The organism is Pseudomonas moraviensis, assembly GCF_900105805.1.
Taxonomy (GTDB): Bacteria; Pseudomonadota; Gammaproteobacteria; order Pseudomonadales; family Pseudomonadaceae; genus Aquipseudomonas; species Aquipseudomonas moraviensis_A.
Genome location: NZ_LT629788.1, coordinates 4985516 through 5010731, shown reverse-complemented (window position 1 = coordinate 5010731; position 25216 = coordinate 4985516). Strand labels below are relative to the sequence as shown.

The following is a 25216-nucleotide window of genomic DNA, read 5'->3' as shown; positions in this document are numbered from 1 at the left end:
AAAACTCACAGATATCATGAGCCACGACCTTCCCCCGCTGAATGCCTTGCGCGCCTTCGAAGCCACCGCCCGATTGAACAGTGTCAGTCAGGCTGCCGAGCAGTTGCACGTCACCCACGGCGCGGTCAGCCGTCAGTTGAAGGTGCTTGAAGAGCATCTCGGCGTGAGCCTGTTCATCAAGGACGGGCGCGGCTTGAAACTCACAGATGCCGGCGTGCGCCTGCGTGATGCCAGTGCTGAGGCGTTCGATCGGTTGCGCAGTGTCTGCGCGGAGCTGACGCAAAGTACTGCCGATGCGCCGTTTGTGCTCGGGTGTTCGGGGAGCCTGCTGGCGCGCTGGTTTATTCCGCGCTTGGGGCGGCTGAATGCCGATCTGCCGGATTTGCGTTTGCACCTGTCTGCCGGTGAAGGCGATCTCGATCCCCGACGCCCGGGTCTGGATGCGCTGTTGCTGTTCGCCGAACCACCGTGGCCCACCGATATGCAGGTCTACGAACTGGCGGCGGAACGCATCGGCCCGGTGATGAGCCCGTTGTTCAGCGGCTATCGAAAGCTGCAGGCCGCTCCAGCCGCAGAACTGCTTGATGAGCCCTTGCTGCATACCACCTCTCGGCCGCAGGCCTGGCCGAGCTGGGCGCAGCAGAACGACCTCGACGCCAAGGCGTTGAAGCTCGGGCAAGGATTTGAGCATTTGTATTATTTGCTGGAGGCAGCGGTTGCCGGTCTTGGCGTGGCGATCGCGCCGGAGCCACTGGTAACCGAAGATCTGAAGGCGGGTCGCCTGGTTGCGCCGTGGGGCTTTTGTGAAACCCCGGCGCAACTGGCGTTGTGGCTACCCAAGCGCGCCGCGGACGGGCGCGCCCGGCAACTGGCGCAGTGGCTCAAAAATGAGCTGCGCCAAACCGATCACTCGCCGCGCTTGAACAAAAAGTAGGCAGCAAGCAGGCCGATTGCACCGACAGCCACGCCGGCTGTGGTCCATGGGTGTTCCTGCGCGTAGTCACGAGTGGCAATGCCGGTCTCGCGGGTTTTCACTTTGACTTCTTCGTACGCGTCGCTGAGCAGATGACGGGAATGTTTCAGTGCACTTTCGGCATTGCTTTTCAGCGCCTTGAGGGTCTTGCGCGACTCGTCCGAAGCATCGTCTTTCAAGCTTTCCAACGATTTGAGCAGACTCTCGATCTCGGCTTCCATGCTTTGCAACGAGGCTTTACGTAAAGAGGTGTTGGCCATGGTGGCTCTCCTGCATTGGTGATGAGTGGCGTGTGTTGGTTGGGACTTCAGCACTTCGAGAAAGTGCAGAAATTCTGAACTTCGGCAGCGCAGCGGCGCCGAAATCAACAGTGCAATTGCCTGCCAGGTTCAATTTCACACGCCATTCCAACCCAAGGAGATCGCCATGAGTGACCATCACACGTACAAGAAAGTCGAGCTGGTCGGTTCGTCCACCACCAGCATTGAAGACGCTATCAATAACGCGCTGGCCGAAGCCAACAAGACCCTGCGCAATCTGGAATGGTTCGAAGTGACCGAAACCCGTGGCCACATCGAAAACGGCCAGGTGGCGCATTTTCAGGTAACGCTGAAGGTCGGCTTCAAGATTGTCGCCAGCTGAGTTTGATCCAGTCTTCTGAACTTGCGCGCTGGCCGAGTGCCATAGGGAATGGCAAAGCGCTACAAGGTGAGCGCATCGGGTGGATAACCCGATGCCCGCCTCTTTCAATCCGACCAGGGAGTGCGACCGATGAAGAAGTTCATGTTGGCAGTAGGTTTGTTGAGCCTTGCGGGTGGTGCGTTTGCAGCCGGCAAGCCATGTGAAGAGCTGAAAAGCGAAATCGCAGCGAAGCTCGACGCCAAAGGCGTTTCCGGTTACTCGCTGGAAGTTGTCGACAAGGGTGCGGCGGCTGACGGCAAAGTAGTTGGCACCTGCGAAGGTGGCAGCAAGGAAATCGTCTACAAGCGTGGTTGATCGCGCCTGAAATACAAAAGCCGACGTGGATGCGTCGGCTTTTTTGTGGGCGATGATTTTCCGTGTGAAGCTGCGAGACGCTGCGCTTTTGATCTTGATTTCAAATCACGATCAAAAGATCGCAGCCTCGTTTCACTCGACAGCTCCTACAAGGGTTCGCGTTAGCCCTTCATGACTTGCGCAAGCAGTTCGTAGGAATGGATGCGATCGGCGTGTTCGTAGAGATCACTGGTGAAAATCAGCTCGTCCGCCTGGGTCTGCTCGATCAGCACCTCAAGCTTGGCGCGGATCTTCTGCGGGCCGCCGACCATGGCGAGGCCAAGGAAATCGCCCACCGCTTCACGCTCATGGGGTAGCCACAGGCCGTCCATGGTTTTCACCGGCGGACGCTGCACCAGACTTTGCCCACGCATCAGGGCAAGGATGCGCTGGTACACCGACGTCGCCAGATAATCGGCCTGCTCATCGGCATCAGCGGCCACCAGCGGCACGCCGAGCATCACGTAGGGCTTGTCGAGCACCGCCGACGGCTTGAAGTGATTGCGGTAGATGCGAATCGCCTCATGCATGAAGCGCGGCGCGAAGTGCGAGGCGAAGGCATAAGGCAAGCCCCGCTCACCCGCCAGTTGCGCACTGAACAGGCTCGAGCCGAGCAACCAGATCGGCACATTGGTGCCGGTGCCGGGCATGGCGATCACCCGTTGTTCCGGGGTGCGCGGGCCGAGGTAGCGCATCAGTTCGGCGACGTCCTCAGGGAAGTCGTCAGCGCTGCCGGAGCGTTCGCGGCGCAAGGCGCGGGCGGTCATCTGGTCGGAGCCCGGCGCGCGGCCCAGTCCCAGGTCGATGCGTCCCGGGTACAGGCTCTCAAGGGTGCCGAACTGCTCGGCGATCACCAGCGGCGCATGGTTGGGCAGCATCACTCCACCGGAGCCGACGCGGATTGTCGAAGTGCCACCGGCCAGATAACCGAGCAAGACCGAGGTGGCGGAACTGGCGATGCCGTCCATGTTGTGGTGCTCGGCGACCCAGAACCGCGTGTAGCCAAACTTCTCGGCGTGCTGCGCAAGGTCCAGCGAGTTGCGCAGCGACTGCGCAGCGCTGCCGTTTTCGCGCACCGGCACCAGGTCGAGGGTGGAAAATTTAACGTCGGACAGTTTTTTCATGAACCTGCATCTCCGGGTGGGGAGGCAGGTTTTTCTTGCGAACGAAAACCTGCCAAATCCATAAGCGTGTTTTATGGAATGAGGGCATATACCCGAGATTCAATAGCAGCGCCGAAATTTCCTACTAAAAAAGTCAACGATTCAAGCAGGCTGAACTTTGTTCCGCCGTCTATCCTCAGAAGCCTTGCTAGTAAAAACCGCGACGGCGCGGCGTCCCGCGCCACATTTGAGGAGGCAGACATGGCTATCGTGAAAAAGGCATCGGCGCATTGGGAAGGCGACCTGAAAACCGGTATCGGCTCGATCTCCACCGAAACCGGCGTACTGCGGGAAGCGCCGTACGGCTTCAAGGCCCGCTTTGAAGGCGGCAAGGGCACCAACCCGGAAGAACTGATCGGTGCGGCCCACGCCGGCTGCTTCTCCATGGCGTTTTCGATGATTCTCGGCGATGCCGGCCTGAAGGCAGACAGCATCGACACCAACGCTGAAGTCACCCTCGATCAGGTTGAGGGCGGCTTCGCCATCACCGCAGTGAAGCTGATTCTCAAGGCGAAAATCCCGGGCGCCACCCAGCAGCAGTTTGAAGAGCTGAGCAACAAGGCGAAGGAAGGTTGCCCGGTTTCCAAGGTGCTGAACGCGAAAATTACGCTTGAGGCTTCGCTGGTCAGCTGATTCGGCGTTTGCAGGTCCGACGCTTTCGCGAGCAGGCTCGCTCCCACAGGCAATCGCATTTATCAGTTGGAATGCGCTCAACTGTAGGCGTGAGCCTGCTCGCGATAACAATCTCGGCATCAAGCAAATCCAAAGGTGTGAGCGAAGTCAGAACCCGCCCTGCAGAAATGTGGTCGAATAATCGACAGCAGCTTCAGCGCACGCCCGTGCGCGCTGCCTCAAGGAGCTTCATCGATGAAACGTATTGGCTTGGCGATCCTTTGCAGTGCACTGGCCACGTCCGCTTTCGCAGCCCCCAAGGACTGCGAAGAGCTCAGGAAGGAAATCGAGATCAAGATTCAGGCGAAGGCAATTCCCTCGTACACCCTGGAAATCATCACGGCGGAAGAGGCGGAGCAGCACGACTCCGCCATGATCGTCGGTACTTGCGAGAACGGCACCAAGCGAATCGTCTATCAGAGAAACGACAACAGCTAGATGATGCAGTTGAACTCGCGGTCTTCAGCAACGATTTCGCGCTTGGCATTGTACAAACGCGCGCTCGGCGTGAACGCCAACGAACGCCCTTCCAGCAGGTAACGCTGGCCGGCCTCGAAGTGGTCATAACGGATCGTCAGGTAGCACAAACGTTCTACAGGTCCCGTGAGCAGGCTGCCGCCACCGCCGAACACTTCGAAGTCGAAGCGCACCCGCAGCTCATGGCTGCCGGGGGTCACCTGGAAGAATCGGCCGTCGTTCAATCGCTGATTATCGAGACGTTCGGCCATCAGCAATTTGCCGCCGGGGCTTGGCGTGGAGAAGTCGACCCAGGCCATTTGCGGGTCGACCGCGGGTAACGGCGTCTGGCAACCGGCGACAAGACCGACAACGAGCAACGGCAGCAAGGTGCGCATGATGGATATCCACAGATCTGAACCGCCAGCATAGCGCCGATCAGCTGCTCTGACAGCCCGCCGGCGTGCCCTGACCGACCACTTTGCGCTGTTCGTCATAAAGCTTGGCCCAAGGCCGGAAGCCGATACTGCCAGCCTGTAACTGATAGCGCTGGCCGGCATTGAAATCCTTGAATTTCACGCTCATCTGGCAATCACGCCACAGCGGTTCGGCATTCGGGCCGATGTTGGTGGCCTCGACCGGAAATTGATAGCGCACCTTCAGCTCATGGCTGCCGGGCTGCACTTCGAAATAGCGTTTATCGATGGCCTGGGTGGCATCGACTTGCACGGCTTGCAGCGCCGTGTCGTGTTGGTGGGCGTCGAGATCGATCCAGGCTTGCGAGGGGTCGGGATCGGGCATTCCGAATCCGGCACAACCGGCCAGCGTCAGCAGGCCTCCTGTCAGCATCAACATGCGCATAGCGGTGCTCCTTGAGGCGGGATAGTCTTGGGGCAGACTTTCCGGGGAATTTCTTATTTTGATCAGGCCGTTTTCCAGCCTTGGGTTACTTGATCGCGTTTTTCCGATTTTGTTTCCGAGTGTGTTGTTTTTGTTGCTCAACGGTTGCGCCAGCGTCAGCTATTACAGCCAGCTCGCCAGCGGACAATTGCAATTGCTGCGCGCGCGGGAGCCGGTCGAGAAAGTCATTGCCGACCCCAGCCGCGACGCCAGATTGCGCGCGCATCTGGCCCAGTCGCAGAAGGCCCGCACGTTTGCCAGTGAGCATCTGCACCTGCCGGACAACCGGAGCTATCGGCTATATGCCGACATTGGCCGACCGTTCGTGGTGTGGAACGTCTTCGCCACCGCCGAATTTTCCCTCACGCCGCAGAATCACTGCTTCCCGATTGCCGGCTGCGTGGCCTATCGCGGCTACTACAGCCAGAGCGCTGCCCGTGGCGAAGCGGCGATTCAGCGCCTGCAGGGCATGGACGTGACGATCGGCGGTGTCGAAGCGTATTCGACCCTTGGCTGGTTCAACGACCCGATCCTCAATTCAATGACGGGCTGGGGCGATGAACGGCTGGCCACGCTGATTTTTCATGAGCTGGCGCATCAGCGGTTCTATGTGAAGGACGACACCGAGTTCAACGAGTCATTCGCCACGTTTGTCGAGCAGGAAGGCACGCGGCAATGGCGCGCGTTTCGCGGCTTGCCGGCGGAATCCGATGCCAGGCTCAAGCAGCGTGACCAGTTCATCGGCCTGGTGCTCGACACACGCTCACGGCTGGAGAAGCTGTATGCGCAGCCGTTGTCCATCGAGCAGATGCGTGAGCGCAAAGCAGCCGAGTTCGAGCGCTTGCGCAGGGACTATCGGGCAATGCGCGACAGCCAGTGGGCCGGGGACAAACGTTATGACGCCTGGGTCAATGCGCCGCTGAACAATGCCCGCTTGTTACCGTTCGGGCTGTATGACCAGTGGGTGCCGGCGTTCGCGGCGGTGTTCCGGCAGGTGGGTGGGGATTGGCTGAGGTTTTATGCCGAGGTTGAGCGGTTGGGGAAGTTGCCGGTTGATGAGCGCAAGACGGCTTTGAAGGCCTTGGCAGGTCCAGATAGCTGAGGTGGTTGGGAGGGCCACATCGCGAGCAGGCTCACTCCTACAGTTGATCGCATTCCAAATGGATAAATGCGATCCCTTGTAGGAGTGAGCCTGCTCGCGATAGCCATCTGATCAGCGCTGCAAAAACGCCTGATGCAACTCATCCAAAGTTTCAAAGTGATATGCCGGCGCCTCGGCATTCAACTCTTCAAAACTGCCAAACCCATACCCTACCGCCGCTGCATCGATGCCATTGCTGCGCGCGCCGATCAGGTCATGCTTGCGATCACCGATCATCAGGGTCTGCGCCGGATCCAGGCCTTCTGCCTCGAGCAGATGCGCGATCAGCTCAACCTTGTTCGTCCGCGTGCCGTCCAGCTCGCTGCCGTAGATCACTTTGAAATGCCGGGCAAAATCAAAATACCGGGCGATTTCGCGGGCGAACACCCACGGCTTGGACGTTGCGATATATAACTGCCGCCCTTGCCCGCTCAAGGTTTCCAGCAGCGGCGTCACGCCGTCGAACACACGATTCTCGTAGAGACCTGTGACCTTGAAGCGCTCGCGGTAGAAATTCACCGCTTCCCAGGCCTTGGCCTCGTCGAAATCGTAGAACTGCATGAACGCTTGCAACAGCGGCGGGCCGATGAAGTGTTCCAGTTTGCTCAGATCAGGTTCGTGGATGCCGAGGTTGGCCAAGGCAAATTGAATTGAGCGAGTGATGCCCTCACGCGGATCGGTCAGGGTGCCATCAAGGTCGAACAATACAGTCTGGTAATGCATGAGAAATCCTGAGCAGGTGTAGGGCAATTCAGAGCTGGTCGTAGCCTTCGGCCAGATGCAGGTCCTTGAGCTTGACGTAGTTCGCCGCGCTGTAGGTAAAGAAGGCGTTTTCCTTGTCGGTCAGCGCTCGCACCTGTTTCACCGGGCTGCCGACATACAGGAAGCCGCTTTGCAGGCGCTTGCCCGGCGGCACCAGACTGCCGGCGCCGATGATCACGTCGTCCTCGACTACGGCGCCGTCCATGACGATGCTGCCCATGCCGATCAACACGCGATTGCCGACCGTGCAGCCATGCAGCATGACCTTGTGGGCGATGGTCACGTCATCGCCGATCAGCAAGGGAAAACCGTCCGGGTTGAACGGGCCGGCGTGGGTGATGTGCAGCACACAGCCGTCCTGCACGCTGGTGCGCGCACCGATGCGGATGCGGTGCATGTCGCCACGGATCACCGTCAGCGGCCAGACCGAGCTGTCTTCACCGATCTCGACGTCGCCGATCACCACCGCCGAGCCGTCGACGAATGCGCCTTTGCTCAAGCGGGGGGTGTGATTCTGATAGTTGCGAAGGGACACGATTAGTTCTCTCTCTGTCGCCGATAGCTGCGGTGAGTGGCGATTGTAATTAAGATGGGCGCATGTTTCTTCCAGCCAAGGTGCCAACCGTGAGCGTGAACAACCCTCTTTTGCAGTCCTACGACCTGCCACCGTTCTCCACGATCCGTGCCGAACACGTCCTGCCCGCCATCGAAACCATCCTCGCGGACAACCGCGCCGCCATCGCCGAAATCCTCAAGACCCAGGGCAAGAACCCCACCTGGGCCGGTCTGGTGCTGGCGATGGACGAACTCAACGATCGCCTCGGTGCAGCGTGGAGCCCGGTCAGTCATCTTAACGCTGTGTGCAACAGCGCCGAATTGCGTGAAGCCTACGAGTCGTGCCTGCCGGCCCTGAGCGCCTACTCCACCGAGATGGGCCAGAACCGCGAACTGTTCCAGGCCTACGAGGCGCTGGCCAACAGCCCGGAAGCCGCCAATTTCGACGTCGCGCAAAAAACCATTCTGGAACACGCACTGCGCGATTTCCGCCTGTCGGGTATTGATCTGCCGGAAGCCGAGCAGAAACGTTACGCCGAAGTGCAGAGCAAGCTGTCCGAACTCGGCAGCCGCTTCTCCAACCAATTGCTCGACGCCACCCAGGCGTGGACCAAACACGTCACCGACGAAGCCGCCCTCGCCGGCCTGACCGATTCGGCCAAGGCGCAAATGGCTGCTGCTGCCCAGGCCAAAGGCCTCGACGGCTGGCTGATCACCCTGGAATTCCCCAGCTACTACGCGGTGATGACCTACGCACAAGACCGCGCGCTGCGTGAAGAAGTCTACGCCGCCTACTGCACCCGCGCCTCGGACCAGGGCCCGAATGCCGGCCAGAACGACAACGGCCCGGTGATGGAAGAGATTCTCGACCTGCGCCAGGAACTGGCACGACTGCTGGGCTTCGCCAGTTTCGCCGAGCTGAGCCTGGCGACAAAAATGGCCGAATCCAGCGATCAGGTGCTGAGCTTCCTGCGTGATCTGGCCCAGCGCAGCAAGCCGTTCGCCGCCCAGGATCTGCAACAGTTGCGTGCATACGCCGCCGAACAGGGCTGCGCCGATCTGCAAAGCTGGGACAGTGGCTTCTACGGCGAAAAACTCCGCGAGCAGCGTTACAGCGTCGCTCAGGAAACCCTGCGTGCTTACTTCCCGATCGATAAAGTCCTGAGCGGCCTGTTCGCTATCGTCCAGCGTCTGTACGGGATCGAGATCGCCGAGCAGAAAGGCTTTGATACCTGGCACCCGGACGTGCGCCTGTTCGAGATCAAGGAAAACGGTCAGCACGTCGGCCGCTTCTTTTTCGACCTGTATGCCCGCGCCAACAAGCGAGGCGGTGCTTGGATGGACGGCGCGCGCGACCGGCGCCGCACCGTCGACGGCGTGTTGCAAAGCCCGGTGGCCAATCTGGTGTGCAACTTCACCCCGGCCGACAGCGGCAAACCGGCGCTGCTGACCCACGATGAAGTCACCACCCTGTTCCATGAATTCGGCCATGGCCTGCATCACCTGCTGACCCGCGTTGATCACGCCGGCGTGTCCGGCATCAACGGCGTGGCATGGGACGCGGTCGAGCTGCCGAGCCAGTTCATGGAAAACTGGTGCTGGGAGCCGGAAGGCCTGGCGCTGATTTCCGGCCACTACGAGACTGGCGAACCACTGCCGCAGGACTTGCTGGAAAAAATGCTCGCGGCGAAGAATTTCCAGTCCGGCCTGATGATGGTCCGTCAGCTGGAGTTTTCGCTGTTCGACTTCGAACTGCACGCCACCCACGGCGATGGCCGCAGCGTGGCGCAAGTGCTCGAGGGCGTGCGCGACGAGGTCTCGGTGATGCGTCCACCGGCGTACAACCGCTTCCCGAACAGCTTCGCGCATATTTTCGCCGGTGGTTACGCGGCCGGTTACTACAGCTACAAGTGGGCCGAAGTGTTGTCCGCCGATGCCTTCTCCAAGTTTGAAGAAGACGGCGTGCTCAACGCAGAAACCGGTCGTGCCTTCCGCGAAGCGATTCTGGCGCGCGGCGGTTCGCAGGCACCGATGGTGCTGTTCGTCGACTTCCGTGGCCGTGAACCATCGATCGACGCGCTGTTGCGCCACAGCGGTCTGAGTGAGGACGCGGCAGCATGAGTGACGGCCCTGTGATCACCAAGAAGCGCTTTATCGCCGGGGCGGTCTGCCCGGCGTGCAGCGAGCCGGACAAGTTGATGATGTGGAACGAGGACGGCGTGCCGCACCGCGAGTGCGTGGCCTGCGGTTACTCCGACACACTCAACGAGCAGGGCCTGTCGGTGCCCAAAGAGCTGGGTACACGGGTCAATACCAGCGCGCTGAAGCCTGCCGCCGACAAAAAGGTTCAGGCCGTGCAGTTTTTCCCGAACCCGAAGCTCAAGAAAAAGCCTGACGAGCAACAGTAACAACTATCGCCACCTGCCGATGATCGTCGGCAGGTGGCGGTAACTATTTACCCCTTCGCCCCCGCGCTTCCTGATTAGTCTGGTCAATCCAGCCCTCTCTCACGGAAGACGCCATGCCTGACACCAATCCCCTCCTGCAACAATGGCAGTTGCCGCCCTGGTCGGAGGTACGCGCCGAGCACTTGCTGCCGGCGGTCGAGCGCATCGTCGCCGACAACCTGCTGATTATCGAAAACGTTATTGCCACTCAGGTCGATCATCCGAATTGGGATGATGTGGTCATCGCCATCGATGAAGCCGACGCGCGCCTGGGAGAAACCATGGCGGTCATCGAGTTCCTGACGGTGATCCGCTCCAAGGATCCCGACTGGGTACAGCAGAGCGCCTTGAGCAGCGCAGTTGCAGAGCAATTCCTGGGCGCAAAAGCCAGAAATCCTGCGTTGTCACAGACCTTTCAGCGGCTGGCAGGCAGTTCGATCGCGGCCAGTTTCAGTGATTCACGCAAAGCCTCACTGGCGAAGATCCTGCGCGGATTCCACATGGCGGGAGCCGGGTTGGCCAACGCTCAAAGCGAAAAACTGGGGCAATTGAACACGGAGATCGCGCTCATGCAGAAACTGTTCATGAGCAATCTCAAAGCTGCCAGCGCCGCCTGGAGCAAGCACATTGCAGACATCACGTTGCTGGCAGGGCTGAGGCCCGATGTGCAGGAGCATCTGGCTGCCAATGCAAGACAGGCAGGACTCACCGGCTGGCGGCTGACGCTGGAGCAGAACACTCATCAGCAGATCATGACCTTCGCGCAGAATCGTGCGCTGCGCGAGGAATGTTACAACGCTTATTGCACACGCGCCTCGAATCACGGGCCTGATGCGGAGCACTTCGACAATGAGCCGGTATTGATGGTGTTGCTGTTCTTGCGTCACGAAAAAGCCCGGACATTGGGCTTCGACAATTTCGCTCAATTGCGCTTGCACGATCGTATGGCTACAGACACCTCGCAGGTCGGCGCTTTCCTGCGTCGGCAAATAGCCCTCAATGCAGCCTCGCTGGCCCAGGAAACCAAGGAACTGCAGACGTTTGCCCAGAAGCAGGGTATCGAGCAGGTCGAGCCATGGGATCACGATTTCCTGGCTGAACAACTCCGTCGCCAGCGGGCGGACGGCGCACTGGATGACCTGCGCCAATATTTCCCGTTGAACACCGTATTGCGCAGCCTATGCCGGTTCAGCGAGCATTTGCTTGGGATCAGGATCAGCGAAGACACGCAGCGTGATCGCTTCGACGAGAACGTCCGCCTGTTCGAAGTCAGCGAGCACGGTCAACCGATTGGCTACGTTTACATCGACCTCTTCCGCCGCGAGGCTGGCAATGACTTTGCATGGTCGGGCGTGTTGCGTAACCGTCGGGTCAACGCCGAAGGCCGGCCAGCATTGCCGATTGCCTCGCTTCACAGCAACTTTACCGCCGCAGCCGCCGGCCATGAAAACCTGCTTTCACACCAGGATCTGCGCGTACTGCTGCACGAGTTCGGGCACTGCCTGCATCACGTACTGACTCGCTCCCCGCATTACAACCTGTCCGGCATCTCGCAATTGAGCCGCGACGCTGCCGAATTTATCGGGCAGTTGTTCGAACACTGGGCGCAGTCAGCCGAGTTTTTGCGCTGGCTGGGCATCCATCACAAAACCGCCGAAGGTCTGTCCGAGACCCGGATCAAGGTCGCGTTGTCCGCTCTGGGCGCGCAACGAAGCCGGGAAACGGCGATCTTGTTGATGGGCGCGCTATTCGATCTGGAGCTACATAGCGGTGACGGTCGCAGCATTCAGCAGGTGTTCGATGATGTGCAGCGGGAGTTTGCCCACCTGCCGATACCCGCCGATTGCCGGTTCGCCAACAGTTTCGATTTTCTGGCGACCGGCTATGAAGCGTCGGTGTACGCCTACAAATGGTCCGGCGTGCTGGCCAGTGAGGCATTCAAACGCTTTGAGCGCGAGGGCGTATTCAACCCCCGGACGGGCCGCGATTTGCGTGAAACACTGCTTTCGGGTGACATGAAGTCACTGCCCGAGGCGCTGCAAGCCTTTCTTGGCCAACCGATCAACCCAGAACTATTTGCCGCGATGCCGGGCTGAGCCGATCAACGCTGGACATGCGCCGAGTCGAACCAGTTCTTCATCGAGCACATGGCGAATGCACTGGTGCTGCATTCGCCATTGACCAAGGCTTCGTGCAAGCGGTCGACGTCGGCTTGCATCACGTAACGCACGCTGTCGTGAAAGTGCTGGCTGTCACCAAATCCGCCCTCGGTCATCTCCTTGAGCGCCTGCTCTTTGCTCCAGCCCTGCACCACCACCCGGTACATCGCCGCCATCAGACCGGTGCGATCAGAACCGTGCTTGCAGTGCATCAGCACCGGGCCGTCAGCTTCGGCGGACTGAATCGCCCGCAGGGCTTTAAGCACGTCGCTGTCGTCGACGTGACTGGTGCGATACGGCAGTTGCACCTGCCTGATTCCGGGCACGGAGAGCCAGTCGCTATCAGCATCAGGCAGGAAGTTGATCACCGTGACGACATGCAGACTGTTCAACAGCGGCATCGCGCTACGACTCGGCAAGGCGCTGCGATACAGGGTCGGCGACATCCGAAACAGATTGAACTGCGCCTCGACCGGCTGCGCCCACTCGGCCGGGCGAGGCGGCGTGGCGTCGGCAGCCCGGGCGGCAATGCCATGCAGCAGCGCGACAAGCGAAAAACACAACGCGGGAAAAAAACGCACTCGAGACATGCTGGGCTGACCGTTCGGCAATCATCATTGCGGGAATTGCAGCTTCGCTAGTGAGCGGTCAATGCACCGTGAGCCGGCCGTCAAAGAAACGTGAATCGTCGCCTCGCCGGGCTTTTTTCCGCTCAAGCAGTATTTCTTGATGCTTAGCCTGCTACCATTTGTCACATGATGTTGCAGACGTGACGCCCTTCGACGGGCAAGACCCTCGTCATCGCGACGCAAAATTTCTCGAGCCGCTCGCAGAAGCGGCTGCCATCTATGCCTGATGAGGTACTCCCATGTCTGATCAAGATCGAGACAACCCGCGGCGTGAATTCTTGCGCAAATCCCTGACCCTGATTCCGGTGGTCACGCTTGCCGGGACCGGCCTGGGCAGCAGTGTGCTGCAAGCCGCCCCTGAAAGCGCACCGGCGCCTGCCGCGGCAAAAACCGCCCCTGCCAGTGCAGGTGAATATCAGCCAAGCTTTTTCACCGCCGAAGAATGGGCGTTCATCAACGCCGCCGTTGCGCAGTTGATCCCCAGCGATGCGCAAGGCCCCGGCGCCCTCGAAGCCGGCGTGCCGGAATACATCGACCGGCAGATGAACACCCCGTATGCCGCCGGCGCCCTTTGGTACATGCAAGGCCCGTTCAATGCCGACGCTGCGCCGGAAATGGGCTGGCAGAGCAAACTGGTGCCAAAAGACATCTACCGCCTCGGCATCGCCGCCACGGATCAGTGGGTAAAAGGTCTCAGCGGTAAAACATTTGCCGAGCAAGACAGCGCTACCCGAGACGATTTGCTCAAGCAGCTCGAAGCCGGCAAGCCACAGTTCGATGCGGTGCCGGCGAAGATTTTCTTCAATCTGTTGCTGCAAAACACCAAGGAAGGTTTCTTCTGCGACCCGATCCACGGTGGCAATAAAGGCATGGTCGGCTGGACCATGATCGGTTTCCCCGGCGCCCGCGCCGATTTCATGGATTGGGTGGAACGCAACGAGCAATACCCCTTCCCGGCAGTGTCGATTCGCGGCGAGAGGGCGTAAGCATGGCAACGGTAATGAAGAAGGTAGATGCAGTCATCGTCGGTTTCGGCTGGACCGGCGCGATCATGGCCAAGGAACTCACCGAGGCCGGTCTCAACGTGCTGGCGCTGGAGCGCGGGCCGATGCAGGACACCTACCCCGACGGCAACTATCCACAGGTGATCGACGAACTCACCTACAGCGTGCGCAAAAAACTCTTTCAGGACATCTCGAAAGAGACGGTGACCATTCGCCACAGCGTCAACGATATCGCCCTGCCCAACCGCCAACTGGGCGCGTTCCTGCCGGGCAATGGCGTCGGCGGCGCCGGACTGCACTGGTCCGGCGTGCACTTTCGTGTCGATCCGATCGAGTTGCGCATGCGCAGCCATTACGAAGAACGCTACGGCAAAAGCTTCATCCCCAAGGACATGACCATTCAGGACTTCGGCGTCAGCTATGAAGAGCTGGAGCCGTTTTTCGACTTTGCGGAAAAAGTCTTCGGCACCTCTGGCCAGGCCTGGACCGTGAAGGGCCAATTGGTCGGTCAGGGCAAGGGCGGCAACCCTTACGCGGCAGATCGCTCCAACCCGTTCCCGCTTGAAGCGCAGAAAAACACCGTGTCCGCCCAGCTGTTCGGAAAAGCGGCGACGGAAGTCGGTTACAAACCCTACAACCTGCCTTCGGCAAACACCTCGGGGCCGTACACCAATCCCTACGGCGCACAGATGGGCCCGTGCAACTTCTGCGGATTCTGCAGCGGCTACGTCTGCTACATGTATTCCAAGGCCTCGCCGAACGTGAACATTCTGCCGGCGCTCAAGCCGCTGGCGAATTTCGAGCTGCGGCCCAACTCCCATGTGCTGCGAGTCAACCTCGACAGCAGCAAAAGCAAAGCCACCGGGGTCACCTACATCGACGGCCAGGGCCGCGAGATCGAGCAGCCGGCGGATCTGGTGATCCTCGGCGCGTTCCAGTTGCACAACGTGCGTCTGATGCTGCTCTCCGGGATCGGCAAACCCTACGACCCGATCAGCGGCGAAGGCGTGGTCGGGCGTAATTTCGCTTACCAGAACATGGCGACCATCAAGGCGTTCTTCGACAAGGACACCCACACCAACAACTTCATCGGCGCTGGCGGCAACGGCGTGGCGGTGGACGATTTCAACGCCGACAACTTCGATCACGGCCCGCACGGCTTCGTCGGCGGCTCACCGATGTGGGTCAACCAGGCCGGCAGCCGGCCGATTGCCGGCACCTCTAACCCGCCAGGCACACCGGCGTGGGGCAGTGCATGGAAACGCGCTACCGCCGATTACTACACCCATCAGGTGTCGATGGACGCCCACGGCGCGCATCAGTCCTACCGCGGCAACTATCTCGATCTCGATCCGGTGTACCGCGACGCCTACGGTTTGCCGCTGCTGCGCATGACCTTCGACTGGCAGGAAAACGACATCAAGATGAACCGTTTCATGGTCGAGAAAATGGGCAAGATCGCCGAAGCCATGGGCCCGAAAGCCATTGCGGTGATCGGCAAGCAAGTGGGCGACCACTTCAACACCGCCTCATACCAGACCACCCACCTCAACGGTGGCGCGATCATGGGCACCGATCCGAAGACCAGCGCGCTCAACCGTTACCTGCAGAGCTGGGATGTGCACAACGTGTTCGTCCCGGGCGCGTCAGCCTTCCCGCAGGGCCTGGGCTACAACCCGACCGGTCTGGTCGCGGCGCTGACCTACTGGTCGGCGAAAGCGATCCGCGAGCAATACCTGAAAAACCCCGGCCCGCTGGTGCAGGCTTAAGGAGCGATGACCATGAAAAATTTCGTTATCGCCACCGTCGCCCTGCTCGGCAGCACTGCAGTTTATGCGGCTGAAGCTGATCAAAATCTGATCAAACAAGGCGAATACCTCGCCCGCGCGGGTGACTGCGTAGCCTGTCATACGGCCAAGGGCGGCAAGCCGTTCGCCGGTGGCCTGCCAATGGAAACCCCGATCGGCACGATCTACTCGACCAACATCACCCCGGATAAAACCGGCCTCGGCGATTACAGCTTCGAGGACTTCGACCAGGCCGTGCGCCATGGCGTCGCCAAAAACGGTAGTACGTTGTATCCGGCGATGCCGTATCCGTCCTACGCCCGCGTGAACGAAAGCGATATGAAAGCGCTGTATGCGTATTTCATGCACGGCGTCGAACCAGTGGCGCAGGAGAACAAGGCCAGCGACATTCCATGGCCGTTGAGCATGCGCTGGCCGCTGATGGGCTGGCGCTGGCTGTTTGCACCGAAGGTCGAGGATTATCAGGCCACAGGCAGCGACGCGGTGATCAATCGCGGCGCGTACCTGGTCGAAGGCCTCGGCCACTGCGGCGCCTGCCACACCCCGCGCGCGCTGACCATGCAGGAAAAAGCCCTGAGCGCGGCGGACGGTGAACATTTTCTGGCCGGCAGTGCACCGCTGGAAGGCTGGATCGCCAAGAGCCTGCGTGGTGATCACAAGGATGGCCTCGGCAGCTGGAGTGAAGAGCAACTGGTGCAATTTCTCAAGACCGGACGCAGTGATCGCAGCGCGGTGTTCGGCGGCATGAGCGATGTGGTCACTCACAGCATGCAATACATGAGCGACGCCGACCTCACCGCGATTGCCCGCTATCTGAAGTCACTGCCGGCCAATGATCCTGCGGATCAGCCGCATCGGTACGACGAGAAAGCAGCGAAAGCCCTGTGGAACGGTGATGACAGCCAGCGTGGCGCGTCGGTGTACATCGACAACTGCGCGGCCTGCCACCGCACCGACGGCCATGGCTACACCCGGGTGTTCCCGGCGCTGGCGGGCAACCCGGTGCTGCAGACGGACGATCCCACTTCGCTGATCCACATCGTGCTCAAGGGCGGAACATTGCCGGCTACTCACACGGCGCCATCGACGTTCACCATGCCCGGCTTCGCCTGGCGCCTGTCGGATCAGGAAGTGGCGGATGTGGTGAGCTTCATTCGTGGCAGTTGGGGCAATAAAGGTGCGCCGGTCAGCGCCAAGGACGTTGCGCATCTGCGCAGCGAAGATATGCAAAATACCTCCGGCGATGATCTCGGCCAGGTCACCCAACATAACTAAAAACAAACCCCCTGCATGATGTACTCACGCAGGGGGTTTTTATTGGGTTTGTGACGATAATTTCAGCTTACGGATTAATGATGGCCACATAAGCTTTGGCCAGGGCGATCAACTTTGCCTTGTCATCGCTATCAATATCGCCGTCACCGTCGACATCTTTCTTATCGGTGCGAATGGTAAAGGTCTTGCCTTTGTCGGCCGATACCGCCACGACGTAAATCGAATCGACCAGCGCTTCGGTCGACAGCTGTTGCTCTGCGTTCCAGCCCAGTTCCTTGCGTGCCAGTTGCAGCGAAACAATAGTGTTGGAATCGGTAATATTCGGCTGCATCATTTGCAGGAAAACACCGCGTTGATTCAAGTAAGACATTCAATCAAATCCTTTTAATTAGTCGGCCGGAGTCTGTTGCCGGTAGTTCCAGAGCCTATATAGCGGACCTGCGTTCAGCAATTAGGCATCTGTATCCTGGCTTGTCGTCAGTCAGCGAAAAACTTGTCGCACCCAGAACTTCCTCGAAGAAAGACACCGCCATTTTCAATAGCATCGCTGAACGGTACTGGATCACAGCGCACGCCCTCAGATACTGTATGCATATACAGAGCAGAGGTTCGTTCGATGATCACTTCAGTCCCGCCCCGCGGTCGCGGCACCGCCACCAATCCGCACAACCGCTTTGCGCCCAGTCGTTCGGTGGCCGAGGACGACGGCTGGTATCAGGAAGTACCGGCGACGCAAAACACCGAAGTGATCATCGAAAAGGCCAAATCGATCATCAGCCGCAACACCTCGCCGGATCTGCCCTTCGACCGTTCCCTCAATCCCTATCGCGGCTGCGAACACGGCTGCATCTATTGCTACGCACGCCCCAGCCACGCCTATTGGGACATGTCGCCGGGCCTCGACTTCGAAACCCGCCTGATCGCCAAGACCAACGCCGCCCAGGTCCTGGAAGAACAACTGAGCAAACCCGGCTATCAATGCGCGCCGATCAATCTGGGCTCCAACACCGACCCGTATCAGCCGATCGAGCGCGAATATCAGATCACCCGACAGACTCTGGAGGTGCTGCTGCGCTATCGCCATCCGGTGACCATCGTCACCAAAGGTTCGCTGATTCTGCGCGATCTCGATCTGCTCACTGAGCTGGCACAACAGCGGCTGGTTTCGGTAATGATCAGCCTGACCACCCTGGACGACGAGCTTAAACGCATCCTCGAACCGCGCGCCGCGGCGCCCAAGGCGCGCCTGCGCGCGATCCGGGTGATGCGCGAAGCGGGCATTCCAGTGGGTGTGCTGTGCTCGCCGATGATTCCGATGATCAATGACAGCGAAATCGAAAGCCTGCTCAGCGAGGCCCACGCTGCCGGTGCGCAAAGCGCCGCCTACATGATGTTGCGCCTGCCGCTGGAAGTCGCGCCGCTGTTCGAGGAGTGGTTGCAGGCGCACTATCCACAACGCGCCGCGCATGTGCTGAGCCTGATTCGCCAGAGTCGCGGCGGCGAACTCTACGACAGCCGTTTCGGTGCGCGCATGCGCGGTGAAGGACCGTTTGCCGACCTGCTCGCACAAAGATTTGCCAAGGCCATCAAAAAGCTGGGGCTGAACAAACGCGAGGGCTATAACCTCGATTGCACGGCCTTCTGTCCGCCGGGTCGCCAGATGTCGTTGATTTAGCGACAATTGGCTTTGGGTTGACGGGTTGGAATCCTTCCGCCGAAACACGCCAGTCACGTTTTTTGTGACCTGGAACACACGTTCTAGAGCGTTTGATTCAGTTTCAGTTAAGTTTCGGCGGCTACCTTGTTCATCGAGTGACTGACGGGTCGGGATGACCCGGATGGTTTAAACAGCCACTGGCTTCATACCGGAATACCGGGGAAGACTCCCTGAATCCGCACAAGAGGATGAATCATGAGTGACAAGGATAAACAGTCGTTGGCTGCCTCGGCGCAAAGCCCTGAAGCACAATCCGCCGATGCAGCACTGCGACAGATCGTTGATGGCTTTTTACGCTTTCACCATGACGTTTTTCCGCAGCAGGAAGAACTGTTCAAGAAGCTCGCCACCGCCCAGGCGCCCAAGGCGATGTTCATCACCTGCGCCGACTCGCGCATCGTTCCCGAGCTGATTACCCAGAGCTCGCCGGGCGATCTGTTCGTCACCCGTAACGTCGGCAACGTGGTTCCGCCCTACGGTCAGATGAACGGCGGCGTCTCCACCGCGATCGAGTACGCGGTACTGGCACTGGGCGTGCAACACATCATCATTTGCGGCCACTCCGATTGCGGTGCCATGCGCGCGGTACTCAACCCCGACAGCCTGGAAAAAATGCCGACGGTCAAAGCCTGGCTGCGCCACGCCGAAGTCGCGAAAACCATGGTGCACGACAACTGCAACTGCACCGATGAAAAAGAAAGCATGCCGATCCTCACCGAGGAAAACGTCATCGCCCAACTGCAGCACTTGCGTACCCATCCTTCGGTAGCCTCGCGCATGGCGAACGGTCATCTGTTCATCCATGGCTGGGTCTACAACATCGAAACCAGCGAAATCAAAGCTTACGACGCGGACCAGGGTCGTTTCCTGCCTCTCGACGGCAGCCATCCGATTCCTGTGGCGACGCCCAAAGCGCGCTTCTAAATCTTCCCAACAATCTGTGTGGTATGACGCCGGCCGCTGATTCAGCGGCCCGGCCTCGCCACGCCTGAAGAAAACTTCGGGAGAATCGCCATGCGTGCGGCTCAATTGAAAGCTGTGTTGCCACGGGAGCTGCTCGCCTCCGTGGTTGTGTTTCTGGTCGCCCTGCCGCTGTGCATGGGCATTGCGATTGCGTCAGGGCTGCCGCCGGCCAAGGGTCTGATCACCGGCATCATCGGCGGTCTGGTGGTCGGTTGGCTGGCGGGTTCGCCGTTGCAGGTCAGCGGTCCGGCGGCGGGGCTGGCGGTGTTGGTTTTCGAACTGGTGCGCCAGCACGGCATCGAGATGCTCGGGCCGATTCTGTTGCTCGCCGGATTTCTGCAACTGGTCGCCGGACGTCTGAAGCTTGGCTGCTGGTTCCGGGTGACGGCGCCAGCGGTGGTCTACGGCATGCTCGCGGGCATTGGCGTGTTGATCGTGCTGTCACAGGTGCATGTGATGCTCGATGCCAAGCCGCAACCGTCAGGTCTGGACAACCTCACGGCGTTCCCGGCAGCCGTGGCGCAAGCCTTGCCATCGTTCGGCTGGCAAGCCGGTCTGCTCGGTCTGTCGACGATTGCCGTGATGTGGCTGTGGGAAAAATTCCGCCCGCATTCGCTGCGCTTCATTCCCGGCGCATTGCTCGGTGTGGGTCTGGCCACAGTGGCGAGCCTGATGCTGGCGTTGCAGGTCAAGCGCGTGGAGGTACCGGCGAATCTGGCCGAGGCGATCGATTGGCTGAAACCTGCCGACCTGATGAATCTGGCCGACCCGACCCTGCTGATTGCCGCCTTTGCCGTGGCGTTTATCGCCAGCGCCGAGACGCTGCTGTCCGCCGCAGCGGTGGATCGCATGCACAGCGGTGTGCGTTCGGATTTCGACCGTGAGCTGTCGGCGCAAGGTGTCGGCAACATGCTCTGCGGTCTGGTCGGCGCGTTGCCGATGACCGGGGTGATCGTGCGCAGCTCGGCCAACGTTCAGGCCGGGGCGACCACACGTTATTCGACGATTTTCCATGGCCTGTGGCTGCTGGCATTCGTGTTGTTGCTGTCGAGTGTGCTGCAGAGCATTCCGGTGGCGAGCCTGGCGGGTGTGCTGGTGTATACCGGTTTCAAACTGGTCGACCTCAAAGCCTTCCGAGGTCTCGGCCGTTACGGACGGATGCCGATGTTCACCTATGCCGCCACGGCGTTGGCGATCATCTTCACTGACCTGCTCACCGGTGTGCTGATCGGCTTCGGTCTGACCATGTTGAAGCTGGCATTCAAGGCTTCGCGTCTGAAGATCAGCCTGATCGACCTGCCGCAGGAAGGCGAGATGGAGTTGCGCCTGGTGGGAGCAGCGACGTTCCTCAAAGTGCCGGCGCTGACGCAGGTGCTGGGCAGCATCCCTCACGGCACCACGGTGCATGTGCCGCTGAACAACCTGAGTTACATCGACCATTCGTGCCTGGAATTGCTGGAAGAATGGGGCCGGGCGAATGCGGCGAAGGGTTCGAAGCTGTTGATTGAGTCGCGCGGGTTGAAGCGCAGGCTGGAAGGACGGGTGCGAACCAATACCGGGATTGGTGCGGCAGGATAAATCTCCGGGTTGAACTCGACCCCTGTAGGAGTGAGCCTGCTCGCGATGGCGATGGAACATTCAACATCTTCGTTGATTGATCCACCGCTATCGCGAGCAGGCTCACTCCTACATTGGATCGTGTATGACTCAGGCAGCAGGCTGATCCAGCTCCAGCCCCACGCCCAACCGGCGGCTCATGCACGGCCAGCGTTTCCACGCCGCGCCGGTATCCGGGCTGCTGAGTTTTTCGCGGTAGGCTTCTACCGACTCCAGGGCAAAACTCTCGTCATTGAGCATCTCGTCAATCGCGTGATGCACCGCCTCGTCCAGTTGGTTGGCGAACTCCTCACCGATCAACTGGTGCGCAATCAGGTTGGCGACCGTCATGTCCAAAGGGATCAATGGCTGGCCGAAGTGTTTGATGTACAGATCGTTGACCTCTTCGACAAAACGGTGCGCCAGGTAGGCTTCGTCGAGCAGGCTGTCCAGGCCGACATGTCCGGCCATGATCGCCGGCGGCTGGAGGAAATACTGCTCGGCGATTTTCAGCACCGGTTTGATCTGCGATTCGATTCCCGCTTCCCTGGCGACTTCATTGGCTGCGTCCAGCAGGTCGGGTACTTCATCGATGTAGGCGGCGACAAAACGCGTCAGCACGCCCTGGGCGTCGGCTTCCGGCAACTGGATCGCCGGATGCAGGTGAGGCAACTTGCTTTCCAGCTGACGGGTCAGCAGGCCGGTGTCTTTTTCGTGCTGTTGGGCTTTTTGGGTCTGCTCGCGCAATGCGGCGGTGTTCATGAAAACTCCAGGAAACAAGGCAGTGAAATAGGGAAGACATAACTTAGCTGGCTTACAAAAAACGCTAAGACGCATTTGTCATAATTATTTCATCCTTGATGCAGCTGCGTTATATCCATTTGCCACCACTCGTCTGCATCCTTCTCCAATCGGGCACTTGAACGCAAGCGCCAGTTGTTGCAGCTCATTTACCTGCGCAAGTTGCATTTCCCGGGCGCTGTCTATACTCGCCAATGAATGGAGTTAGCTGATGACGCCCGACTGCACCCGCAGCAAGGCCCGGCGATTCAAGTTCGTAGTCTGATGCAGCCGCTCCCTTGCCGCAGGCGATACGCCGGCGGGATAACAAGAACGATAAGGGGAACCCGCAATGATGCGACATCCACATGTCTGGATGGGCCTCCTGTTGTGGTCGATTTTCAGCCCGGCCAATGCGGCTTGGACTGTGAATATGGCGCCTGGAGCGACTGAAATCAGTCACGCAGTATTCGACCTGCACATGACCATTTTCTGGATCTGTGTGGTGATCGGGGTGGTCGTCTTCGGCGCCATGCTCTGGTCGATGATGGTGCACCGCCGCTCCACCGGCCAGGTCGCGGCGAAATTCCATGAAAGCACTGGCGTCGAGATCATGTGGACCATCGTGCCGCTGCTGATCCTCGTGGCCATGGCCGTCCCCGCCACCGCGACGCTGATCAAGATGTACGACACCAGCGAGCCGGACATCGATATCCAGATCACCGGTTATCAGTGGAAGTGGCACTACAAATACCTGGGCCAGGACGTCGAGTTCTTCAGCAACCTGGCCACCCCCGCCGAGCAGATCCACAACAAGGAAGCCAAAGGCGAGCATTACCTGCTCGAAGTCGATAAGCCGCTGGTGCTGCCGACCGGCGCCAAGGTGCGCTTTCTGGTGACCTCCGCCGACGTCATTCACTCCTGGTGGGTACCGGCGTTTGCGGTCAAGCGCGATGCGATCCCGGGATTCGTCAACGAAGCCTGGACGCGGATCGACAAGCCCGGCCTCTACCGGGGCCAGTGCGCCGAATTGTGCGGCAAGGATCACGGCTTCATGCCGATCGTGGTCGAGGTCAAGGAACCGGCCGATTACGAAAAATGGCTCGCCGAGCGCAAGGCCGAGGCCGCGCAACTCAAAGAACTGACCAGCAAGGAATGGACCCTCGACGAGCTCAAGGAGCGCGGCGACAAGGTCTACCACACCACTTGCGTTGCCTGTCACCAGGCTGAAGGCCAGGGTCTGCCGCCGATGTTCCCGGCGCTCAAGGGCTCGAAAATCGCCACCGGGCCGATCAAGGATCACCTGGGCATTGTCTTCCACGGCAAACCCGGCACCGCCATGGCGGCGTTCGGCAAACAGCTGTCGGAAGTCGATATCGCAGCGGTCGTGACCTATGAACGTAACGCCTGGGGCAACAATAAGGGCGACATGGTCACGCCAAAAGAAGTGCTGGAGCTGAAACAGGCGGAAAGCAAATGAGCCGGTCAATTGCGTACTCAGTGAACCGGTCGGGGCAGCACGTCCCGGCCTGCCCCGTGCACTTTCGTGAAGGAGACCGGCCATGAGCGCTGTCATCGATGACCACGGTCACGCCGACCACGCCCACGGCCCCGCCAAAGGCCTGATGCGCTGGGTGCTGACCACCAACCACAAGGACATCGGCACGCTGTACCTGTGGTTTGCCTTCTGCATGTTCCTGCTCGGCGGCTCGTTCGCCATGGTCATTCGCGCCGAGTTGTTCCAGCCCGGCCTGCAGATCGTGCAGCCGGAATTCTTCAACCAGATGACCACCATGCACGGCCTGGTCATGGTGTTCGGTGCGGTGATGCCGGCGTTCGTCGGCCTCGCCAACTGGATGATCCCGCTGATGGTCGGCGCGCCGGACATGGCCCTGCCACGGATGAACAACTTCAGTTTCTGGCTGTTGCCGGCAGCATTCCTGCTGCTGGTCTCGACGCTGTTCACCCCCGGTGGCGGGCCGAATTTCGGCTGGACCTTCTACGCGCCGCTGTCGACGACCTATGCACCCGAGAGCGTGACGTTCTTCATCTTCGCCATCCACCTGATGGGGATCAGTTCGATCATGGGTGCGATCAACGTGGTCGCGACCATCCTCAATCTGCGCGCCCCCGGCATGACCCTGATGAAAATGCCGCTGTTCGTCTGGACCTGGCTGATCACCGCGTTTCTGCTGATCGCAGTGATGCCGGTGCTGGCCGGCTGCGTGACGATGATGTTGATGGACATCCACTTCGGCACCAGTTTCTTCAGCGCTGCCGGCGGCGGTGACCCGGTGCTGTTCCAGCATGTGTTCTGGTTCTTCGGCCACCCCGAGGTGTACATCATGATCCTGCCGGCGTTCGGCGCGGTCAGCCAGATCATCCCGACCTTCGCGCGCAAGCCGCTGTTCGGCTACACCTCGATGGTCTACGCCACGGCGAGCATCGCGTTCCTGTCGTTCATCGTCTGGGCGCACCACATGTTCGTGGTCGGCATTCCGCTGGTGGGCGAGTTGTTCTTCATGTACGCGACCATGCTGATCGCCGTGCCGACCGGGGTGAAAGTCTTCAACTGGGCGAGCACCATGTGGCAAGGCTCGATGACCTTCGAGACACCGATGCTGTTTGCCGTGGCGTTCGTCATCCTGTTCTCGATCGGCGGATTCTCCGGGCTGATGCTGGCGATCGCCCCGGCGGACTTCCAGTATCAGGACACCTACTTCGTGGTCGCGCACTTCCACTATGTGCTGGTGCCCGGGGCGATCTTCGGCATCTTCGCCTCGGCCTATTACTGGCTGCCGAAATGGACCGGACACATGTACGACGAAACCCTCGGCAAGCTGCATTTCTGGCTGTCGTTCGTCGGCATGAACCTGACCTTCTTCCCGATGCACTTCGTCGGGCTGGCCGGGATGCCGCGACGGATTCCGGACTACAACCTGCAGTTCGCCGACTTCAACATGGTCTCGTCGATCGGCGCGTTCATGTTCGGCGCCACGCAGATCTTTTTCCTGTTCATCGTCATCAAGACCATCCGTGGCGGCGAACCGGCCCCGGCCAAACCGTGGGATGGCGCCGAAGGGCTGGAGTGGAGCGTGCCGTCACCGGCGCCGTATCACACCTTCACCACACCGCCGGAAGTGAAATGAAACGCTCTTCTGCTACCACATCCCCTGTGGCG

Annotated in this window: 26 protein-coding genes; 17 read left to right on the top strand and 9 right to left on the bottom strand. The window is 59.9% G+C overall.

Going from position 1 to position 25216, the window contains the following annotated elements; all coding sequences use genetic code 11:
• Positions 1-16 precede the first annotated feature (16 nt).
• A complete protein-coding gene (locus BLU71_RS22570) occupies positions 17-934 on the top strand; it encodes a LysR family transcriptional regulator (protein WP_083353926.1) in 918 nt (305 codons plus the stop codon).
• On the opposite strand, the gene BLU71_RS22565 is transcribed toward BLU71_RS22570, so the two are convergent.
• Positions 907-1233, bottom strand: coding sequence for a DUF883 family protein (locus tag BLU71_RS22565; RefSeq protein ID WP_039757078.1), 327 nt, complete (start codon positions 1231-1233; stop codon positions 907-909). The two genes, BLU71_RS22570 and BLU71_RS22565, sit on opposite strands and share 28 nt — an antisense overlap.
• 166 nt (positions 1234-1399) lie before the next feature.
• Between BLU71_RS22565 and BLU71_RS22560 the strand changes: the two genes are divergently transcribed.
• Positions 1400-1615 (top strand): dodecin, encoded by a 216-nt coding sequence (locus BLU71_RS22560; protein ID WP_039757080.1) that lies wholly within the window; start codon positions 1400-1402, stop codon positions 1613-1615.
• A 129-nt stretch (positions 1616-1744) separates the two neighbouring features.
• Positions 1745-1969: a DUF1161 domain-containing protein gene (locus tag BLU71_RS22555; RefSeq protein ID WP_064365259.1), complete on the top strand. Its 225-nt coding sequence runs from the start codon at positions 1745-1747 to the stop codon at positions 1967-1969.
• Between the two features lie 161 nt (positions 1970-2130).
• Here the strand turns inward: BLU71_RS22555 and BLU71_RS22550 are convergent, their stop codons facing one another.
• Complete coding sequence (locus tag BLU71_RS22550; RefSeq protein WP_083353925.1) at positions 2131-3132, bottom strand: LLM class flavin-dependent oxidoreductase; 1002 nt, start codon at positions 3130-3132, stop codon at positions 2131-2133.
• A gap of 240 nt (positions 3133-3372) precedes the next feature.
• Here BLU71_RS22550 and BLU71_RS22545 point away from each other — a divergent pair, with 240 nt between their 5' ends.
• Both BLU71_RS22545 and BLU71_RS22540 read left to right on the top strand, forming a co-directional pair.
• Positions 3373-3804, top strand: coding sequence for an OsmC family protein (locus BLU71_RS22545; protein ID WP_064365258.1), 432 nt, complete (start codon positions 3373-3375; stop codon positions 3802-3804).
• Between the two features lie 234 nt (positions 3805-4038).
• Complete coding sequence (locus BLU71_RS22540; RefSeq protein WP_064365257.1) at positions 4039-4281, top strand: DUF1161 domain-containing protein; 243 nt, start codon at positions 4039-4041, stop codon at positions 4279-4281.
• Here BLU71_RS22540 and BLU71_RS22535 read toward each other — a convergent pair.
• Entirely contained in the window at positions 4278-4697 is a 420-nt protein-coding gene (locus tag BLU71_RS22535) for a hypothetical protein (protein WP_065616471.1), read from the bottom strand. The genes BLU71_RS22540 and BLU71_RS22535 overlap by 4 nt on opposite strands.
• A 40-nt stretch (positions 4698-4737) precedes the next feature.
• On the bottom strand, positions 4738-5160 hold the full coding sequence (locus tag BLU71_RS22530; RefSeq protein ID WP_042608989.1) for a hypothetical protein: 423 nt from the start codon (positions 5158-5160) through the stop codon (positions 4738-4740).
• A gap of 58 nt (positions 5161-5218) precedes the next feature.
• On the opposite strand from BLU71_RS22530, the gene BLU71_RS22525 reads away from it, so the two are divergent.
• Complete coding sequence (locus tag BLU71_RS22525) at positions 5219-6301, top strand: aminopeptidase (RefSeq protein ID WP_083353924.1); 1083 nt, start codon at positions 5219-5221, stop codon at positions 6299-6301.
• Between the two features lie 111 nt (positions 6302-6412).
• Here the strand turns inward: BLU71_RS22525 and BLU71_RS22520 are convergent, their stop codons facing one another.
• Positions 6413-7063: an HAD family hydrolase gene (locus BLU71_RS22520; RefSeq protein WP_083353923.1), complete on the bottom strand. Its 651-nt coding sequence runs from the start codon at positions 7061-7063 to the stop codon at positions 6413-6415.
• A gap of 28 nt (positions 7064-7091) precedes the next feature.
• Positions 7092-7637 (bottom strand): gamma carbonic anhydrase family protein, encoded by a 546-nt coding sequence (locus tag BLU71_RS22515; protein ID WP_064365253.1) that lies wholly within the window; start codon positions 7635-7637, stop codon positions 7092-7094.
• An 89-nt stretch (positions 7638-7726) separates the two neighbouring features.
• Between BLU71_RS22515 and prlC the strand changes: the two genes are divergently transcribed.
• The 3 genes from prlC to BLU71_RS22500 all read left to right on the top strand — a co-directional run bounded on the left by prlC (position 7727) and on the right by BLU71_RS22500 (position 12200).
• On the top strand, positions 7727-9778 hold the full coding sequence (gene prlC / locus BLU71_RS22510; RefSeq protein WP_065616974.1) for an oligopeptidase A: 2052 nt from the start codon (positions 7727-7729) through the stop codon (positions 9776-9778).
• Positions 9775-10065, top strand: coding sequence for a YheV family putative zinc ribbon protein (locus BLU71_RS22505; RefSeq protein ID WP_016772316.1), 291 nt, complete (start codon positions 9775-9777; stop codon positions 10063-10065). The genes prlC and BLU71_RS22505 overlap by 4 nt, the downstream gene beginning before the upstream one ends.
• A gap of 113 nt (positions 10066-10178) precedes the next feature.
• Positions 10179-12200 (top strand): M3 family metallopeptidase, encoded by a 2022-nt coding sequence (locus BLU71_RS22500; RefSeq protein ID WP_083353922.1) that lies wholly within the window; start codon positions 10179-10181, stop codon positions 12198-12200.
• 5 nt (positions 12201-12205) lie between these two features.
• Here the strand turns inward: BLU71_RS22500 and BLU71_RS22495 are convergent, their stop codons facing one another.
• Positions 12206-12853, bottom strand: coding sequence for a tyrosine-protein phosphatase (locus tag BLU71_RS22495; protein ID WP_083353921.1), 648 nt, complete (start codon positions 12851-12853; stop codon positions 12206-12208).
• A 278-nt stretch (positions 12854-13131) separates the two neighbouring features.
• Between BLU71_RS22495 and BLU71_RS22490 the strand changes: the two genes are divergently transcribed.
• The 3 genes from BLU71_RS22490 to BLU71_RS22480 are packed head-to-tail and all read left to right on the top strand — an operon-like array spanning position 13132 to position 16979.
• The gene (locus BLU71_RS22490; protein WP_083353920.1) at positions 13132-13878 is read left to right on the top strand and encodes a gluconate 2-dehydrogenase subunit 3 family protein; all 747 of its coding nucleotides are present in this window, start codon (positions 13132-13134) and stop codon (positions 13876-13878) included.
• 2 nt (positions 13879-13880) lie between these two features.
• Entirely contained in the window at positions 13881-15665 is a 1785-nt protein-coding gene (locus BLU71_RS22485) for a GMC family oxidoreductase (RefSeq protein ID WP_064365248.1), read from the top strand.
• 12 nt (positions 15666-15677) lie between these two features.
• The gene (locus tag BLU71_RS22480; RefSeq protein WP_083353919.1) at positions 15678-16979 is read left to right on the top strand and encodes a c-type cytochrome; all 1302 of its coding nucleotides are present in this window, start codon (positions 15678-15680) and stop codon (positions 16977-16979) included.
• A gap of 67 nt (positions 16980-17046) precedes the next feature.
• Here BLU71_RS22480 and BLU71_RS22475 read toward each other — a convergent pair whose 3' ends face one another.
• Positions 17047-17349 (bottom strand): hypothetical protein, encoded by a 303-nt coding sequence (locus tag BLU71_RS22475; protein WP_042608998.1) that lies wholly within the window; start codon positions 17347-17349, stop codon positions 17047-17049.
• A gap of 246 nt (positions 17350-17595) precedes the next feature.
• Here BLU71_RS22475 and BLU71_RS22470 point away from each other — a divergent pair, with 246 nt between their 5' ends.
• The 3 genes from BLU71_RS22470 (at position 17596) to BLU71_RS22460 (ending at position 21237) form a co-directional block, all read left to right on the top strand.
• Positions 17596-18654 (top strand): PA0069 family radical SAM protein, encoded by a 1059-nt coding sequence (locus tag BLU71_RS22470; protein ID WP_083353918.1) that lies wholly within the window; start codon positions 17596-17598, stop codon positions 18652-18654.
• Positions 18655-18891: 237 nt separating this feature from the next.
• Positions 18892-19620: a carbonic anhydrase gene (locus BLU71_RS22465; RefSeq protein ID WP_064365244.1), complete on the top strand. Its 729-nt coding sequence runs from the start codon at positions 18892-18894 to the stop codon at positions 19618-19620.
• A 90-nt stretch (positions 19621-19710) separates the two neighbouring features.
• Positions 19711-21237 (top strand): SulP family inorganic anion transporter, encoded by a 1527-nt coding sequence (locus BLU71_RS22460; protein WP_083353917.1) that lies wholly within the window; start codon positions 19711-19713, stop codon positions 21235-21237.
• 129 nt (positions 21238-21366) lie between these two features.
• On the opposite strand, the gene BLU71_RS22455 is transcribed toward BLU71_RS22460, so the two are convergent.
• Positions 21367-22017, bottom strand: coding sequence for a hypothetical protein (locus BLU71_RS22455; protein WP_083353916.1), 651 nt, complete (start codon positions 22015-22017; stop codon positions 21367-21369).
• A 370-nt stretch (positions 22018-22387) separates the two neighbouring features.
• On the opposite strand from BLU71_RS22455, the gene coxB reads away from it, so the two are divergent.
• Positions 22388-23515, top strand: a complete 1128-nt coding sequence (gene coxB / locus BLU71_RS22450) for a cytochrome c oxidase subunit II (protein ID WP_042609003.1) — start codon at positions 22388-22390, stop codon at positions 23513-23515.
• A gap of 82 nt (positions 23516-23597) precedes the next feature.
• A complete protein-coding gene (ctaD, locus tag BLU71_RS22445) occupies positions 23598-25184 on the top strand; it encodes a cytochrome c oxidase subunit I (RefSeq protein WP_042609004.1) in 1587 nt (528 codons plus the stop codon).
• Positions 25185-25216 lie beyond the last annotated feature (32 nt).